Genomic DNA, 13,511 nt, shown 5'->3' with positions numbered 1-13,511 from the left:
CAAGCGTCAGTCGCGCGGGCGGAGAATTTGTCGCAGAGCGCCGTGCAGCGTCTGCACCTCCGAGCGCGTCATCGCGAAACGCGTCCACATGTTGCGCAGGTTGCGCTTCATCATCGGCGCCTTCGCGGGCGGGTGGAAGAAGCCCGCCTCCTCGAGCCGCTGCTCGAAGTGATCGCCCAGCTTCTCGACCTCGACCGCACTCGCCGGATCATGGCCCGCAAGACCGGGATCGACCGGAACCGAGTCGAGCGTGTGGCGCGAATATTCATAGGCCGACAGCAGCACCGCCTGCGCGAGGTTGAGCGAGAAGAACTCCGGGTTCACCGGCACGGTGATGATCGCGTTAGCGCGCAGGATGTCGTCATTCTCCAGCCCGGTGCGCTCGGGTCCGAAAAGCACGCCGACCTTCTGGCCCGCGACGATGCGTTTGCGCGCTTCCTCCATCGCCGCCTCGGGCGTGTAGATCGGTTTGGGCAATTCACGGCCCCGCGCGGTGGTGGCGAAGACGTAGTCGCAATCAGCCACCGCCTCGGCCACGCTGTCATAGACACCCGCGAAATCGAGCACCTGACCGGCCGCCCCCGAGGCCATCGCCACCGCTTTGGGGTTGGGCCAGCCGTCGCGCGGTTCCACCAACCGCATCTTGCGCAGCGAGAAGTTCAGCATCGCGCGCGCCGCCGCCCCGATATTCTCGCCCATCTGCGGACGCACGAGGATGAAGGCGGGCTGGGCGGGATCGGGAATTTCGGGCGTATTGGGCATGGGCGGTCCTTTCGCGCCTCTCCTAGTCGCGCAAGCTGGCACTGGCAAGGCCGCGCCGCTTGCGTTAATAGGCGGCCAAGACCCGCAAAGGAGCCTGCCCATGGCCGAAGACCGCCCGCAGATTTACCTGATCACGCCGCCCGCTTTCGACGCCGAGGAATTCGCGCCGAAACTGGCCTCGGTGCTCGACGCGCATGACATCGCCTGCATCCGCCTGTCGCTGGCCAGTCGCGACGAATACGAGATCGGTCGGATCGCCGATGCGATGCGCGAAGTGGCCCATGCCCGCGACGTGGCGCTGGTCATCGAATCCCATGTCGCTCTCGTCGAACGCCACGGGCTCGACGGGGTCCATTTCATCGATGGCGCGAAACAGATCCGCTATGGCCGCAAGGAGCTGGGTGACGATGCGATCGTCGGAAGCTACTGCGGTAATTCCCGCCATGAGGGGATGAACGCGGGCGAGGCGGGGGCCGACTATGTCTGCTTCGGCCCGATCGGCGAGACCAATCTGGGAACGGCCGAACCGGCCGAGCACGAGCTGTTCGCCTGGTGGTCCGAAGTGATCGAAGTGCCGGTGGTGGCCGAAGGTGCGCTCACCGAGGAATTGGTCACGAAATTCGCCCCCGTCACCGACTGGTTCGCCTTCGGCGACGAGGTCTGGCGCGAGGACGACCCGGCCGCAGCTCTGGGACGGTTCATCAAGGCGATGTCGTGATGCCGGATTGGCTCGGCGATAGCGACGGCCCGATGGGCGATCACGGTGCCTTCATGGAGAGCGAGCTGCAGGTGCCGCGCGCCGATCTGGCCTCGCATATCCGCCAGCTTCCGGGCGAGCGGCTGCTGATCGGGCTGGTCGGCGGCCCCGGTGCGGGCAAGTCGCATCTTGCGCATGAACTGGCCGAGGCGCTCGGGGAGCAATCGGCCATCGTCGCGATGGACGGCTTTCACCGCGACAATGACTGGCTCGACGCGCGCGGCTTGCGTAACGTGAAGGGCGCGCCCGAAACCTTTGATACTGAAGGATTTTCGCAGCTTCTTGCGCGGCTGAAATCGAGCCGTCAGGACGAGCCCGTGCCGACCTTCGACCGCGATCTGGACGCCACCGTTCCGGGCGGCGCAAGCGTGCCGGGATCGGCGAAATATCTGATCGTCGAAGGCAATTACCTGCTGCTGACGCGGCCCGGTTGGAGCGATCTCTACCCGCTCTTCGATCTCACGATCCGCATCGATTTGCCCGAAGAGGTGCTGCGCGAGCGGCTGACCCAACGCTGGCGCGATCAGGGCTGCGATCTGGCCGAGACGCGCCGCCGCGTCGAGGAAAACGACCTGCCCAATGGCCGCACCATCACGCGCGAGAGCCGCGCCGCCGATCTGGTCGTGCGCGATTGATCTCTTCGGCTTGGCCGAAATATCCCGGGGGCTGGCAGGGCCAGCGGGGGCGGAGCCCCCTCAACGCTTACAAATCCTGAGGTAAATCCCGTCCTTGCCGCGCACCGTCAGATGCGCGACGGGGACCGGTTCGCGGCGCTCGACAGCCTCGAACCGAAACGCCCGTAGCAGCATTGCCAGCACAAGCGGCCCTTCCGCCATCGCGAAGCCTGCGCCGGGGCAGACCCGCGCGCCGGAGGAGAAAGGGATATAGGCGCGCCGCTGGCAGGCCTTGCCGTTCTCGGTCTCCCAGCGGCTCGGGTCGAAGCCGTCGGGATTGTCCCAGAGCCGCTCGTGGCGATGCAGGTGCCACGGTGAGATCACCACCTGACTGCCCGGTTTGACCGCGCGCTTGCGGAAGGTTTCCGGGCAGGTCGTCTCGCGCACGAACATCGGCACGGGCGGGTAAAGCCGCATCGCCTCGCGGAAGGTCGCGCGGTTCAACTTCAGCTTGGAAAGCACGGAAAAGTCTTGGCTTTCTTCCAGCGCGCTCTCGGCCTCTTCGGCCAGCCGAACCTGCCATTCGGGATGCGTCGCCAGCAGATAGAGCGCCCATGCCAGCGCCGAGGCGGAGGTCTCGTGGCCCGCAAGAAAGAAGATCGCGACCTGATCGACCATCTCGGCGGTGTCGAAGGTCTCGCCAGTTTCGGGATCGGCGGTGGTCATGATCTTGGTCGCCAGATCGTCGGGCGCGGTGCCGGCGGCGATCCGGGCGGCGCGCTCCGTCGTCAGTCGCTCGATCAGCGCGCGGATATGGGCAGCGGTGCGCTTCGTCTCGCGGGAATGAAAGCGCGGAAACCAGCGCGGCAGCGGCAGCAGCGCACCGAGATTGACCACCGGAGAGGCGCGCTGATGGCGCTTGAAGGCGGCGAACACGGCGCTGGCGGTCGCATCCTCGATCGGGATCGAGAACAGGGTTCGGAAGATGATATCGGCGGCAACGTGAGAGGTTTCCGTTTCAATATCAATCGGTTCGGCGTCGGTCTTCACCTTCATTCGCTCGACGCAAGCCTCGCCCGCGGCCCACATCGCCGGGAAGGTCTCGCGCAGTTTTCCGCCCTCGAAGGCCGGGTCGATGATCCGGCGCTGGCGCTGCCACTGCGCGCCATTGGTGGTGAACACGCTCTCGCGCAGAAGCGGTTTCAGCCCCTCGCGGACGCGGTCGGATTTCGGGAAATCCATCGGGCGTTTGTTGAGCACCAGATCGACCAGATCGGGGTCGTTGCACATATAGGAGCGGAAGAACGGCGTGCGGAACTCGGCCATCCACGCGCGGTAGAGACGCGCGGGCTGGGCTGAGAGGATGTCGGATTTGAACAGCCGGAAATAGCGCCAGAGCGAGACGCGGTCCGGGCGCGGGGTCGGTTTCGGGGGCAGGCGGGACGGCTGGTTCATGTGACGCTCGTGAACCGGTTCGCGGGCGTCGTGATCCGGCTTTTCGACGGGGCGCGACCGTGGAAGCGCTCGGCCAGTGTCAGCGGCCCGGCGGTGACGCGGAAATAGTCGTAATCTCCGGGCCGGTCGAAGGCGCAAAGATACTGGAAATGCAGCCGGAAGAAGCGCCAGCGGAGGGTGCGCCAGCGCTCGGGGCTGAGTGTCTGGGTGAAAGCGGCGGAGATCACCAGCGGGTGGATCTGGCCCTCCGGTGCCACGCCCGACACGGCGACCGGATCGCAGAGCGCGAAGGCGCAGCCATCGCCCGGCGCGGTCACGTCGAGCCAGAACAGCTCGGGCCGAGTGGCGAGGTAGGCGAGATCGGCGCGCAGGCGGGTCGCGCGGGGCAGGTAGCTCACCATCGGGACGACCTGACCGAGCGAGAGAAAGGAGAGCGCCGGGGGCTGTCTGCCCCCCGGCCTGACGGCCTCCCCCCGAGGATATTTTTCCCAAGCCGAATTGGGGAGGCGGTTCTCGCGGATCAGGTCGGCGAGGATCGAGACGGCGAGATGGGCGCCCGAGGAATGGCCGACGATCAGTACCTCGTCCCAGTCCTCGCGCATCGTCTCTTCGATGCGGGCGGCGAACTCGGCCATGCGGGCTTCCAACTCGGGCGGGTTCGCGCCGCCCCAGCGCGCGGTGAAGGCGTAGTCATGCATCAGGTAATAGGCGAAGAGCTTGCCGTCCTTGGCCCGGAACCAGCGTAGGGTCAGGGTGAGGATCGCGGCGCCGAGGATGAGGCCTGCGAGCCCGTCGAGCGGGAAGCCGGGCAAGAGCGCCAATGCGAATGCCGCCGCCGCCCAGCCAAGGCCGATCCCGATCAGCGCCTGCACGATCAGCGCCACGATCGGATAGAGCGCGGCGATCACCGGGCCTTTGCGCAGCCGCATCAGCCGGAAGAGCGCGCCGGAGGCGACATAGGCCCAGGCGGTGCGGATCAGTTGCGCGTAGGTCGCAGGGATCGATTTGCCCATCGATGAGCGCACGATATCGGACCAGACCAGCACTTCGACATCTGCCTCGACCTCGGTGCCGTCCTGTGTGGAGGTGACATGCCAGCCATAGGGGCCGCCTGCGCGTTTCGGGGCCAGCGCGATCTCGTAGCCGGAAATGCGGGCCTGATCTGCGCCTTCCTTGCGGTAGAGCTCGCGGTAGCGGCGGGGATGAATCGGGTCGTAGCCGGGGATGTAGAACACCCGGCGCCTGTGCACCCGCGCTAGAGACCCGCTTGTCATTCACTGCCCTTCCTCGCGTGCAGACTAGCGGCCCTGCGCGGCGAAAGTAAGGAAAATCAGTGCTCTGCGCGCGACCAGCGCAGCTGGTTCGCCTCGATCGCGGCGATGCGCTTTTCGGTCTTGGGGTGGGTCAGCAGCCAGGCGGGCGTGGTCTGGCCCGCGTTCTTGGTCAACGCGTCGAGCTTGTGGAACAGCGTGACCTGCGGCTCGGTGCCGAAGCCCGCCTTGATCATCAGCGCGGAGGCAAATTCATCGGCCTCGAACTCGTCGCGCTGGCTGAGGCGGGCGGCGAGTGCGGCGGTGATCAGATTGGCGATCCACGGACCGATGAAGGGGATGAAGCGGCCAAGCACCGTCATCAGCACGGCGCGCAAGGCGTTCTGGCCCGAGAAGTCGATCATCCGGCGGCGCGAATGGCCCAAGGCGACATGGCCCAGCTCATGCGCGATTACCGAGGTCAGTTCTTCCGGGGACACCTCGCCCGCGCGATATTTGCGCATGAAGCCTTCGGTGATGAAGACGCGGCCATCGGGGGCGGCGAGGCCGTTCACCGGCTCGATCTGGTAGACATGGACCGGGATTTCCGAGACTTCGAGCGCGGCGGCGAGCCGGTCGAGATAGGGCTCCAGCTTGCTGTCGCGCAACCGGCGCGAATTCCCGTTCAGCTGGCGTTTGAGTTGCCAGGTCGAGAAATGCCACATGGCGAAGCCGTAGAGGACCAGCAGCAGGATCGGGAGAAGGCGGAACAACATGGGATGGATATGGCGGCTCGCGGGCCCGTGATCAAGCGTCGGATTGAGGGGCTTTCGGGGCGCGCTTGGCCGCGTGCCACAGCCACCAGCCGAAGGCGAAGGCGGCAGCACCCGCGCCCAGCAGCCCCAGCGCGTTGCCCGCAAGCTCGGCCGCGGCGTCCAGATTGGCTCCGAAGGTGATGCCGAGGCCCACATAGGTCGTGACCCAGACCGCTTCGCCCGCGAGATCGGCCAGAGTGAAGCGCCTATGCGCGAAGCCCGAGGCGCCGGCTGCGAGATTCACCCAAGGCCCGAGCGCGGAGAACATCCAGCGGGTGAAGAAGACGGTGACCGCGCCGCGTTTGCGCAGGGCTGCCATCGCTTTCGCGACCAGCGCGCCGCGTTTGGTGTCGGGATGGGGCAGGAAGCGCTCGGCCCGGCGGCCCAGCTGGAAGCCCACCTGATCGCCGATCACCGCGCCGGTGAAGGCCGCGCCGCCGACGGTCGCGAGGTCCAGATCGCCCGAGGCCACGAAGGCGCCGCTCGCGATCATCATCAGCGAGGAGGGGGCCGGGATCGCAAGGCAGCTCAGGAAGGTCGTGAGACCCAGCAGCCACGGCCCGTAGAGCGGCACCTGCGCGAGTAGCCAATCTGAGAGGTCGGAGAAGCTCATTGCTGTGGCTGCGCCTCTTTGTCGGCGATGGTCTTGGGCAGGCCGAGCGAGAGTTTGCGGATCAGGTCCTGCAGCGGCTCGCCCTTGGCCTTTGCGATACGTTCCAGCGTTGGGCGTCCGTTGCCGACCAAAGTGTGCCCGTCCTCGATGCCGAGGATCGCGTCGACCTCCTCGATCTCCAGATGCCAGCTGCGCGCGATATAGCCCGGCGTCATCCATTCCTCGGGGCTTTGATGCAGATGGGCTGGGTCGGACCAGTAGATCGCGCGCGAGACGAACCTTGCGCCGAAGAACAGCGACAGCGCGACCGCGAGGACGAAGCCCAGCGAGGCGATCTTGTGATGCCCCCAAAGGTAGCGCAGCCGGTTCATCCGAGCTCCTTCATTGCCGCGGTGATCCCTTCGAGGGTCAGCGGATGCATCCGACCTTCGAAGATCTCGCGAATGATCTGGATCGACTGCGTGTAGCCCCAGCCGCGTTCGGGAATCGGGTTGAGCCATGTGTGATCGGGCCATTGCTCGCGCGCACGGGTGAGCCAGACATGGCCCGCCTCGTCGTTCCAATGCTCGTTCGCGCCGCCGCGATGGGTGATCTCATAGGGGGACATCGACGCGTCGCCCACGAAAATGCATTTGTAATCGGGGCCATAGCGATGGAGCACGTCCCATGTCGGCGTCGCCTCGTTCCAGCGGCGCTTGTTCGATTTCCAGACGCCCTCGTAGAGGCAATTGTGGAAATACCAGTGCTCGAGATGCTTGAACTCGGACTTGGCCGCGGAGAATAGCTCCTCCACCAGCTGCACATGGGCGTCCATCGAGCCGCCGACATCGAGGAAGAGAACCACCTTCACCGCGTTGTGCCGCTCGGGCCGGGTTTTGACGTCGATATAGCCCGCTTCGGCCGAGGCGCGGATCGTGCCGGGCAGGTCCAGTTCCTCGTTCGCGCCATGCCGCGCCCATTGGCGCAGGCGTTTCAGCGCCACCTTGATGTTGCGGGTGCCCAGTTCCACCGTGTCGTCGAAATCGCGAAACTCGCGCTTGTCCCAGACCTTCACCGCGCGCTGGTGGCGGCTTTCCTTCTGGCCGATGCGGACGCCTTCGGGGTTGTAGCCGTAAGCGCCGAAGGGCGAGGTGCCCCCCGTTCCGATCCATTTATTGCCGCCCTGATGGCGGCCTTTCTGCTCCTCGAGCCGCTTTTTCAGCGTCTCCATCAGGTTGTCGAACCCGCCAAGCGCCTCGATCTGTGCTTTTTCTTCCTCGGTGAGATGTTTCTCCAGCTGTTTGCGCAGCCATTCCTCGGGCAGATCGACGGCATTGAGCACATCGTCCGGCGTGATCGCCTCCAGCCCCGAGAAGGCTTCGGAAAACGCCCGGTCGAACCGGTCGAGGAAGCGTTCGTCCTTCACCATCGCGGCGCGGGCGAAATAGTAGAAGCCGTCGATATCGTAGGTGCAAAGCCCCGCGGCCAGCCCTTCGAGGAAGCTCAGATATTCGCGTAAGGAGACGGGGACACCGCCGCGCCGCAGAGCATCGAAGAATGGCAGGAACATCGCCTCCCCCTAATCACGCCCAGACAGTCACGCCCAGATGCGGTTGATGATCACGGTGACGAAGAGGCCCACCAGCGCCAGCCCGATCGCATGGACGGCGGCATATTGCGCCCGGTCGAGCTTGTTGCCGCCGCGTTTGCGGGCCTTCCAGTCGCCCCAGATCAGCCCGATCACGACCCCTGCCAGAACATACATGCTGCGCCCCCTTACGGTCTTGGTCCGGGCGCGCCCGGTCCGCCTTTTGCGGTCAGTTCACGCGAGCGCCCGCATTGGCGAGGGCCGCCACCTCATCCGCGCGGCGTTTCACCGCCGCGTCAGAGCCAAAGCCATAGCGCGCCCATTGCTGCATGTCGAGACGGGCCTGATGTTCCTGCGCAGCGTCACCCAGTTGCCCATAGGCTTCGGCGCGGATCATGTAGAGCGTGGCCATCAGCGAGGCGTTCTCGGTCGACACGTCCGAGGCCAGCGCGCGGTTCACCAGCGTCACAGCCTCCTGCGCGCGGCCCGTGCCAAGCGCATAGGCCGCCAGCTGCATATCGATATGGGCGGCCTGAATTTCCGCGCCCGGTGTCGCGCGATAGATCCGGCCCGCTTTCTTGTAGGCGGCGACCGCTTTCTCGGGATCGGTCTTCATCGTCAGCCGCCCGACCGCGAACCACGCGAAGGCCGCGCGGCTATCATGCCAGCCGCGGCTCGTCGCGATCTTCGTGGCGCGTTCCGCGGCGGCGCGGCGGCGCTTGTCGCTCGCCCCGTGGCCGAGCGCGGTGGTGATCGCTTTGACATAGGCGCGCGGCGTCGGATCGGCGGGCAGGGCGTGCATCGAACCGCCCGAGGGGTGGATCTTCGACAGGATCGCGGGCAGGGCCGCGCGCACTTCGGCGGGGCTCATGCCGGTATGCAGCGCCGGATCGTAATAGGCGCGCAGGATCGTCATGTCGAACTTGGTCAGCACGGTGTGGAAATTGTCGTCGTTCCAGACCGTATCGGGCAAGCGGTAGAGATCGTTCACCGGCCCGAGCGCCTGGCTCACCTCCTCATGCAGGCAATCGCGGATTTCCTGCGGGGTGGAGTCGGCGGGGATGAACACGGTGGCGGATTGGCGCTGCGTCAGCTTGGCCCAATCGCTGGCCTCATCGGCATGCGAGTTGCGGTAATCCGTCCAGCTTTCGACATTGGGCACCACGAAACAGGCGACATTGGGAACCTCGCGGCGCATCTGTCGTTTGGGTACGAATTGCACGGAGATCGTGTTGGCATTGCCCAGCTCGGTCGAGACGTTCAGCCCCGCCTCGCGCTGCAGTCGGTGGACCAGATGACCAAGCTCGGTCTGCGCCACGGGCGGCGCGTTGCCCGCCAGCGTGATCGAGACCGGGCCTTCGAACCGGGTGAAACGCGGCAGGGCGCGACCGGATTCGAGGAAGAAGCTGAGCTCCATGAAGTCGGCGCCCAGATGGCTGTTATCGGGCAGCCGCTCAGACGGAGGGGCGTTTTTCAGCCCCGGCGCCAGATCGGGCGCGGACAGGTCGAGAAGCTGGGCCGTGCCGCGGGCCGTCGTCACTTCGGGGCCGTTGGTCGAGCAGGCGGCGAGGGCGCCCGCGATCGTCAGCGCGGCAAGCGTGCCCGCCCGTGCCGCAACACGTCCGGCGGACGCGCCTTTCAGCAGGCCTGAGCGCGGTGCCGTCCCGAGGCGCGTCGGCGCCGGAGCGGCCGCGCTGAGCGGTTTGAATGCTAAGCGCATGGCAGCGTGTGATCCCTGTTCGTTGCCGCAAAGGTACACATACGGGTTTAAGTCCGACCAGTAAATCTTTGCCTTATAATTGGAATTTTGAGCCTGCGCGCCCTGAAGCGGCGACATCCCGCCGGTCAGCTGCGCAGCTGAGGCCGCAAATCGCTGAACGAGAGGGTTTCTTTGCGCAGGGGCTCGGATTGATCACGGATCCGCGAATCGCGCCGTGATCATCGCCATTGTCGCGGATCTACGGACGTTTTGTGGCTGTTTGCGCAACAATCTCCGCTGAAAGGGCCGCGACTCCGGGCTGGAAGAAACGCGATGCGCAAAATGCGAAACGCCCGGAGCAAGCCCCGGGCGTTCGACTGTCTTCGTGGGTCGGATCAGGCGCGGCGACGGCGCCCGCCACGACGCCCACCGGCCGACGAGGTGGCCGCTGCGGCAGAGGCTTCGGCGAAGCTGATGCCGGATTCTTTCATCGCGTCGAGCGTCTTCGACAGGCGGATCCACTCCATCCCGTTCGGGTCGTGGTTCATCAGCAGGTTGGCGGCGCGGATCGCCTCCATCTCCTGATTGCGCACGGGGTTCATGATCGCCGAGGTCATGCCCGCGCCGATCGCCATCGGCAGGTAGGCCCCGTTGATCCCGTGGCGGTTCGGCAGGCCGAAGGAGATGTTCGACGCGCCGCAGGTGGTGTTCACGCCCAGCTCGTCGCGCAGGCGGTTGACCAGCGTGAAGACCTGACGGCCCGCGGAGGCCATCGCGCCCACCGGCATCACCAGCGGATCGACGACGATGTCATGCGCGGGGATGCCGAAATCGGCGGCGCGCTCGACGATCTTCTTGGCCACGGCGAAACGCACGTCCGGGTCTTCGGAAATCCCGGTGTCGTCGTTCGAGATCGCGACGACCGGCACGTTGTATTTCTTCACCAGCGGCAGAACCAGTTCCAGACGCTCTTCCTCGCCGGTGACGGAGTTCAGAAGCGGGCGGCCTTCGGCAGCTTCGAGACCCGCCTCGAGAGCCGCCGGAACCGAGCTGTCGATGCACAGCGGCACGTCGATCACGCCCTGCACGCAGTTGATCAGGTCGCGCATCAGCGAGGGTTCGACGAAGTTGTTATCCGCATAGCGCGGGTCTTCGGCCATCTTGTTCGAGAACACCGCACCCGAGTTGATGTCCAGAACCGTGGCGCCGCAGGCGACCTGCTCGAGCGCGTCTTTCTCGACGGTCGAGAAATCGCCTTGCTCCAGCTCGGCGGCCAGCTTCTTGCGGCCGGTGGGATTGATCCGCTCACCGATGACGCAGAAGGGCTCGTCAAAGCCGATCACGACGGTTTTGGTTTTGGACTCAAGGACGGTGCGGGTCATTCATGGCCTCTCTGTTCGGCGATCCAATTGGCTGTGGCGGTGATACCGCCCAGCGGGAAGAAATGCACGGCTTCGATATTCGACGGGCAATCGGCAGCCAGATCGGCCAGCAATTCGGTCGGCTCGAAGGGCATGAGCAGCTTGGTCACGTCGCGGGCGCGCTTTTGCAGCACTTTCAGCGAGGGGCCGACGCCGCAGGCGATGGCGAATTTCAGGAGCGTCTGCAGCTTCGCGGGGCCTGCGATGCCCAGATGGACCGGCATTTCGATGCCGTTGGCTTCCAGACGCGCGGCCCAGTCGCGGATCGGACCGGCCTCGAAGGCGAATTGCGTGGCGATCGCCATATCCGCATCGGTGCGGTTCGCGAAATCCTGCTTCAGCTTCAGCGCCGCCATCACCTCGGCCTCGCCGCCATTGGGGTCGATGTCGCGGTTGCCCTCGGGGTGGCCGGCGACATGGAGACGGGCGAAGCCGTCGAACGCGCCGGTTTCGATCATCTGCATCGCGCAGTGGAAGTCGCCTTTCGGCTCGGCCACGCCGCCACCCAGCAGCAGCGCCTGCTCGACGCCTGCCTCGCCACGGTAGCGCGCGACCCAGTCGTTGAGCTGCGCCTCGTCGCGGATGATGCGCGCGGGGAAGTGCGGCATCGGCTCGAAACCCTCTTCGCGCAGACGCTTGGCGGTGGCGAGCATCTCCTCGATCGGGGTGCCGTCGATATGGGCGATATAGACGCGGGAGCCCTTCGCGAACAAAGGCGCGAAGCTTTCCACCTTGGCGGCGGTGCGGGGCATCACCTCGACCGAGGCGCCCTCCAGCAGAGCCGTCATCTTGCCGTTGACCGGCGGACGGGCCGGGGTCTTGGCCTCGCGGCGGAAATTCACAAGAGCCATGCGCCTATTCTCCCTTACGCGTCGGGCTGGGTGTTCCAGCCGTCATTGGCAATCAACGCACGCAACCGCGCGTCGTCATAGTCAGAGAGAATACGCGCCAGCACGGCCTCGGCCGCCTCGGCATCGTCGCCGGGCTCTTCACCCGAAGCCACCTTGCGCCACTCGGCCAGATAGGCGTCGCTGTCGCGGGCGCCGATCTTCATGGCCGCGCGGTCGATCGCCTGCTCGAACCGTTCGGGCAGCGGTTTCTTGACGCCACGCCGTCCCTTGCCCGCAATGATCTGGGCCGGGATGTCGCGCCAATAGACCAAGGTGATCTGTGCCATGCGAATCTCTCCTCGTGGTGACAGAATTGCCCGAATGCGACGCCGGGCGCGGTGGATTTTCGACATTCCGTCGCGGCTGAGCGACGTGACGGTGACTGTGGGGCAGGTGATAGCAGCCGGGCAGGGGGCTGGGCCACCTCTGCGCATCGGAATAATCCGCGCCAAGATCATGAGCGTCGCTCAAGCGGCCAGACTCAATCAGTGGCGTCAATCGGCCCCGTTCAATCGGAGGGTGCGGTAACCTGTGGCAGGAACTCTGCGCGGTTCTTCGCGACCTCCTCGGCGATGAAGCGCATTGCGGCACGGACGCGGGCGATCTCGTGCAGGTCTTCATGGGTCACCAGCCAGAAGGTGCGGCGGATCTCGATCTCGTCGGGCAGGATCGGGACCAGCTTGGTCGAATGGCGGGCGAGGAAATCGGGCAGCACCGCGATCCCGCGTCCGGCCTCGGCGACATGCTTATGCGCGAAGAGGTTGGTCGAGGACAGGCGCGGCGTGTGATCGCCCAGCGTGACCGAGAGGTAGTCGAGTTCCGGCGTGTAGATCAGCTCGGGGATATAGCCGACCAGCGGGTGCTTCAGCAGATCCTCCTTGCGGCTGATCCCCGGATTGCGCGCGAGATAATCGGGGGAGGCGTAGAAATGCAGCGTGTATTCGGTCAGCTTGCGTGACACGAGCCGCCCCTTTTCGGGCCGCGACAGGGTGATCGCGATATCGGCCTCGCGCTTGGACAACGAGAAGAGGCGCGGCGTGGCGACCAGCTGCGCCTCCAGTTCGGGATTGGCCTTGATGAATTCCGCCAGACGCGGCGCGAGGAAGAACGCCCCGAACGCATCGGGCGCGCCGATCCGCACCGTGCCGGACAGCGCATAGAGCGTGCCCGACAATTCGTCCTGCACGCGGGCTGCGACATTCTCGATCTGCTCGGCCTTCGCCAGAAGCCGCTCGCCATGTTCCGAGAGCGCATAGCCGCGCGGGCTGCGCTCGAACAATTGCGCGCCAAGCTGGGTCTCCAGAGATTTGACCCGGCGTGATACCGTGGCATGATCGGTGCCCATCGCGCGGGCGGCGACGGTCAGGCGACCGGCCCGGGCCACCGAGAGAAAGAATCGAAGATCGTCCCAATCGAAGCTCATTGACGGTCCTTTTTGCGCTCTCGCGTCGGAAAAACGGGAGATATGGGCATTTTCGCACATGCGTTTGGCAATACGTGGCATGGTCGCGTGCATTTTCCCACCTAGCCTTTTGCACATGGCTGGTTTCTGCCTAAGGTGCGTGCACTGACGGGTAGTTTATCCAGCCAACGGGAACCGCGGCGGCGCAAGCACTTGAATGTCCGTCCGTTTCCACGCTGAATTCACTGGCGGCCGCGTTGAGGAGC

Annotated in this window: 15 protein-coding genes; 2 read left to right on the top strand and 13 right to left on the bottom strand. The window is 65.5% G+C overall.

Going from position 1 to position 13,511, the window contains the following annotated elements:
• Window positions 1-6: 6 nt before the first annotated feature.
• Complete coding sequence (locus tag AXZ77_RS10390; RefSeq protein WP_078550164.1) at window positions 7-762, bottom strand: RNA methyltransferase; 756 nt, start codon at window positions 760-762, stop codon at window positions 7-9.
• A gap of 100 nt (window positions 763-862) precedes the next feature.
• Here AXZ77_RS10390 and AXZ77_RS10385 point away from each other — a divergent pair, with 100 nt between their 5' ends.
• Window positions 863-1,480, top strand: a complete 618-nt coding sequence (locus tag AXZ77_RS10385; protein ID WP_098411093.1) for a thiamine phosphate synthase — start codon at window positions 863-865, stop codon at window positions 1,478-1,480.
• Complete coding sequence (locus AXZ77_RS10380; protein WP_098411092.1) at window positions 1,480-2,154, top strand: AAA family ATPase; 675 nt, start codon at window positions 1,480-1,482, stop codon at window positions 2,152-2,154. Before AXZ77_RS10385 ends, AXZ77_RS10380 begins: the two co-directional genes overlap by 1 nt.
• A 60-nt stretch (window positions 2,155-2,214) precedes the next feature.
• Here the strand turns inward: AXZ77_RS10380 and AXZ77_RS10375 are convergent, their stop codons facing one another.
• The 12 genes from AXZ77_RS10375 to AXZ77_RS10330 all read right to left on the bottom strand — a co-directional run bounded on the left by AXZ77_RS10375 (window position 2,215) and on the right by AXZ77_RS10330 (window position 13,266).
• Window positions 2,215-3,588 (bottom strand): cytochrome P450, encoded by a 1,374-nt coding sequence (locus AXZ77_RS10375; protein WP_098411091.1) that lies wholly within the window; start codon window positions 3,586-3,588, stop codon window positions 2,215-2,217.
• Complete coding sequence (locus AXZ77_RS10370; RefSeq protein WP_098411090.1) at window positions 3,585-4,862, bottom strand: hypothetical protein; 1,278 nt, start codon at window positions 4,860-4,862, stop codon at window positions 3,585-3,587. The genes AXZ77_RS10375 and AXZ77_RS10370 overlap by 4 nt, the downstream gene beginning before the upstream one ends.
• A gap of 56 nt (window positions 4,863-4,918) precedes the next feature.
• A complete protein-coding gene (locus AXZ77_RS10365; protein ID WP_083077553.1) occupies window positions 4,919-5,611 on the bottom strand; it encodes a M48 family metallopeptidase in 693 nt (230 codons plus the stop codon).
• A gap of 34 nt (window positions 5,612-5,645) precedes the next feature.
• Complete coding sequence (locus AXZ77_RS10360) at window positions 5,646-6,266, bottom strand: DedA family protein (protein ID WP_078540758.1); 621 nt, start codon at window positions 6,264-6,266, stop codon at window positions 5,646-5,648.
• Window positions 6,263-6,637 carry a hypothetical protein gene (locus tag AXZ77_RS19580; protein ID WP_176536011.1) on the bottom strand — a complete coding sequence of 125 codons (375 nt, stop codon included), beginning with the start codon at window positions 6,635-6,637 and terminating at the stop codon, window positions 6,263-6,265. The genes AXZ77_RS10360 and AXZ77_RS19580 overlap by 4 nt, the downstream gene beginning before the upstream one ends.
• Complete coding sequence (locus tag AXZ77_RS10355; protein ID WP_098411088.1) at window positions 6,634-7,815, bottom strand: VWA domain-containing protein; 1,182 nt, start codon at window positions 7,813-7,815, stop codon at window positions 6,634-6,636. The genes AXZ77_RS19580 and AXZ77_RS10355 overlap by 4 nt, the downstream gene beginning before the upstream one ends.
• Before the next feature lie 27 nt (window positions 7,816-7,842).
• Complete coding sequence (locus tag AXZ77_RS19575; RefSeq protein WP_165756950.1) at window positions 7,843-8,010, bottom strand: hypothetical protein; 168 nt, start codon at window positions 8,008-8,010, stop codon at window positions 7,843-7,845.
• A 52-nt stretch (window positions 8,011-8,062) separates the two neighbouring features.
• A complete protein-coding gene (locus AXZ77_RS10350; RefSeq protein WP_098411087.1) occupies window positions 8,063-9,553 on the bottom strand; it encodes a DUF2927 domain-containing protein in 1,491 nt (496 codons plus the stop codon).
• 374 nt (window positions 9,554-9,927) lie between these two features.
• A complete protein-coding gene (locus tag AXZ77_RS10345) occupies window positions 9,928-10,914 on the bottom strand; it encodes a methyltetrahydrofolate cobalamin methyltransferase (RefSeq protein WP_098411086.1) in 987 nt (328 codons plus the stop codon).
• Entirely contained in the window at window positions 10,911-11,804 is an 894-nt protein-coding gene (locus AXZ77_RS10340) for a 5,10-methylenetetrahydrofolate reductase (RefSeq protein ID WP_098411085.1), read from the bottom strand. The genes AXZ77_RS10345 and AXZ77_RS10340 overlap by 4 nt, the downstream gene beginning before the upstream one ends.
• A 14-nt stretch (window positions 11,805-11,818) precedes the next feature.
• On the bottom strand, window positions 11,819-12,130 hold the full coding sequence (locus AXZ77_RS10335) for a virulence factor (protein ID WP_078520799.1): 312 nt from the start codon (window positions 12,128-12,130) through the stop codon (window positions 11,819-11,821).
• Window positions 12,131-12,351: 221 nt separating this feature from the next.
• Window positions 12,352-13,266 (bottom strand): LysR family transcriptional regulator, encoded by a 915-nt coding sequence (locus AXZ77_RS10330; RefSeq protein ID WP_098411084.1) that lies wholly within the window; start codon window positions 13,264-13,266, stop codon window positions 12,352-12,354.
• Between the last annotated feature and the right edge of the window lie 245 nt (window positions 13,267-13,511).

The organism is Thioclava sp. ES.031, assembly GCF_002563775.1.
Lineage (GTDB): Bacteria > Pseudomonadota > Alphaproteobacteria > Rhodobacterales > Rhodobacteraceae > Thioclava.
This window is presented reverse-complemented; position numbering and strand designations above follow the sequence as displayed.

What these genes read in the sequence shown, in the direction of transcription:
- AXZ77_RS10345 (WP_098411086.1), bottom strand. Translation starts at nt 10,914, where the DNA reads ATGACCCGCACCGTCCTTGAGTCCAAAACCAAAACCGTCGTGATCGGC.
- AXZ77_RS10380 (WP_098411092.1), top strand. Translation starts at nt 1,480, where the DNA reads ATGCCGGATTGGCTCGGCGATAGCGACGGCCCGATGGGCGATCACGGT.
- AXZ77_RS10360 (WP_078540758.1), bottom strand. Translation starts at nt 6,266, where the DNA reads ATGAGCTTCTCCGACCTCTCAGATTGGCTACTCGCGCAGGTGCCGCTC.
- AXZ77_RS10370 (WP_098411090.1), bottom strand. Translation starts at nt 4,862, where the DNA reads ATGACAAGCGGGTCTCTAGCGCGGGTGCACAGGCGCCGGGTGTTCTAC.
- AXZ77_RS10375 (WP_098411091.1), bottom strand. Translation starts at nt 3,588, where the DNA reads ATGAACCAGCCGTCCCGCCTGCCCCCGAAACCGACCCCGCGCCCGGAC.
- AXZ77_RS19580 (WP_176536011.1), bottom strand. Translation starts at nt 6,637, where the DNA reads ATGAACCGGCTGCGCTACCTTTGGGGGCATCACAAGATCGCCTCGCTG.
- AXZ77_RS10385 (WP_098411093.1), top strand. Translation starts at nt 863, where the DNA reads ATGGCCGAAGACCGCCCGCAGATTTACCTGATCACGCCGCCCGCTTTC.
- AXZ77_RS10355 (WP_098411088.1), bottom strand. Translation starts at nt 7,815, where the DNA reads ATGTTCCTGCCATTCTTCGATGCTCTGCGGCGCGGCGGTGTCCCCGTC.
- AXZ77_RS10350 (WP_098411087.1), bottom strand. Translation starts at nt 9,553, where the DNA reads ATGCGCTTAGCATTCAAACCGCTCAGCGCGGCCGCTCCGGCGCCGACG.
- AXZ77_RS10330 (WP_098411084.1), bottom strand. Translation starts at nt 13,266, where the DNA reads ATGAGCTTCGATTGGGACGATCTTCGATTCTTTCTCTCGGTGGCCCGG.
- AXZ77_RS10390 (WP_078550164.1), bottom strand. Translation starts at nt 762, where the DNA reads ATGCCCAATACGCCCGAAATTCCCGATCCCGCCCAGCCCGCCTTCATC.
- AXZ77_RS10335 (WP_078520799.1), bottom strand. Translation starts at nt 12,130, where the DNA reads ATGGCACAGATCACCTTGGTCTATTGGCGCGACATCCCGGCCCAGATC.
- AXZ77_RS19575 (WP_165756950.1), bottom strand. Translation starts at nt 8,010, where the DNA reads ATGTATGTTCTGGCAGGGGTCGTGATCGGGCTGATCTGGGGCGACTGG.
- AXZ77_RS10340 (WP_098411085.1), bottom strand. Translation starts at nt 11,804, where the DNA reads ATGGCTCTTGTGAATTTCCGCCGCGAGGCCAAGACCCCGGCCCGTCCG.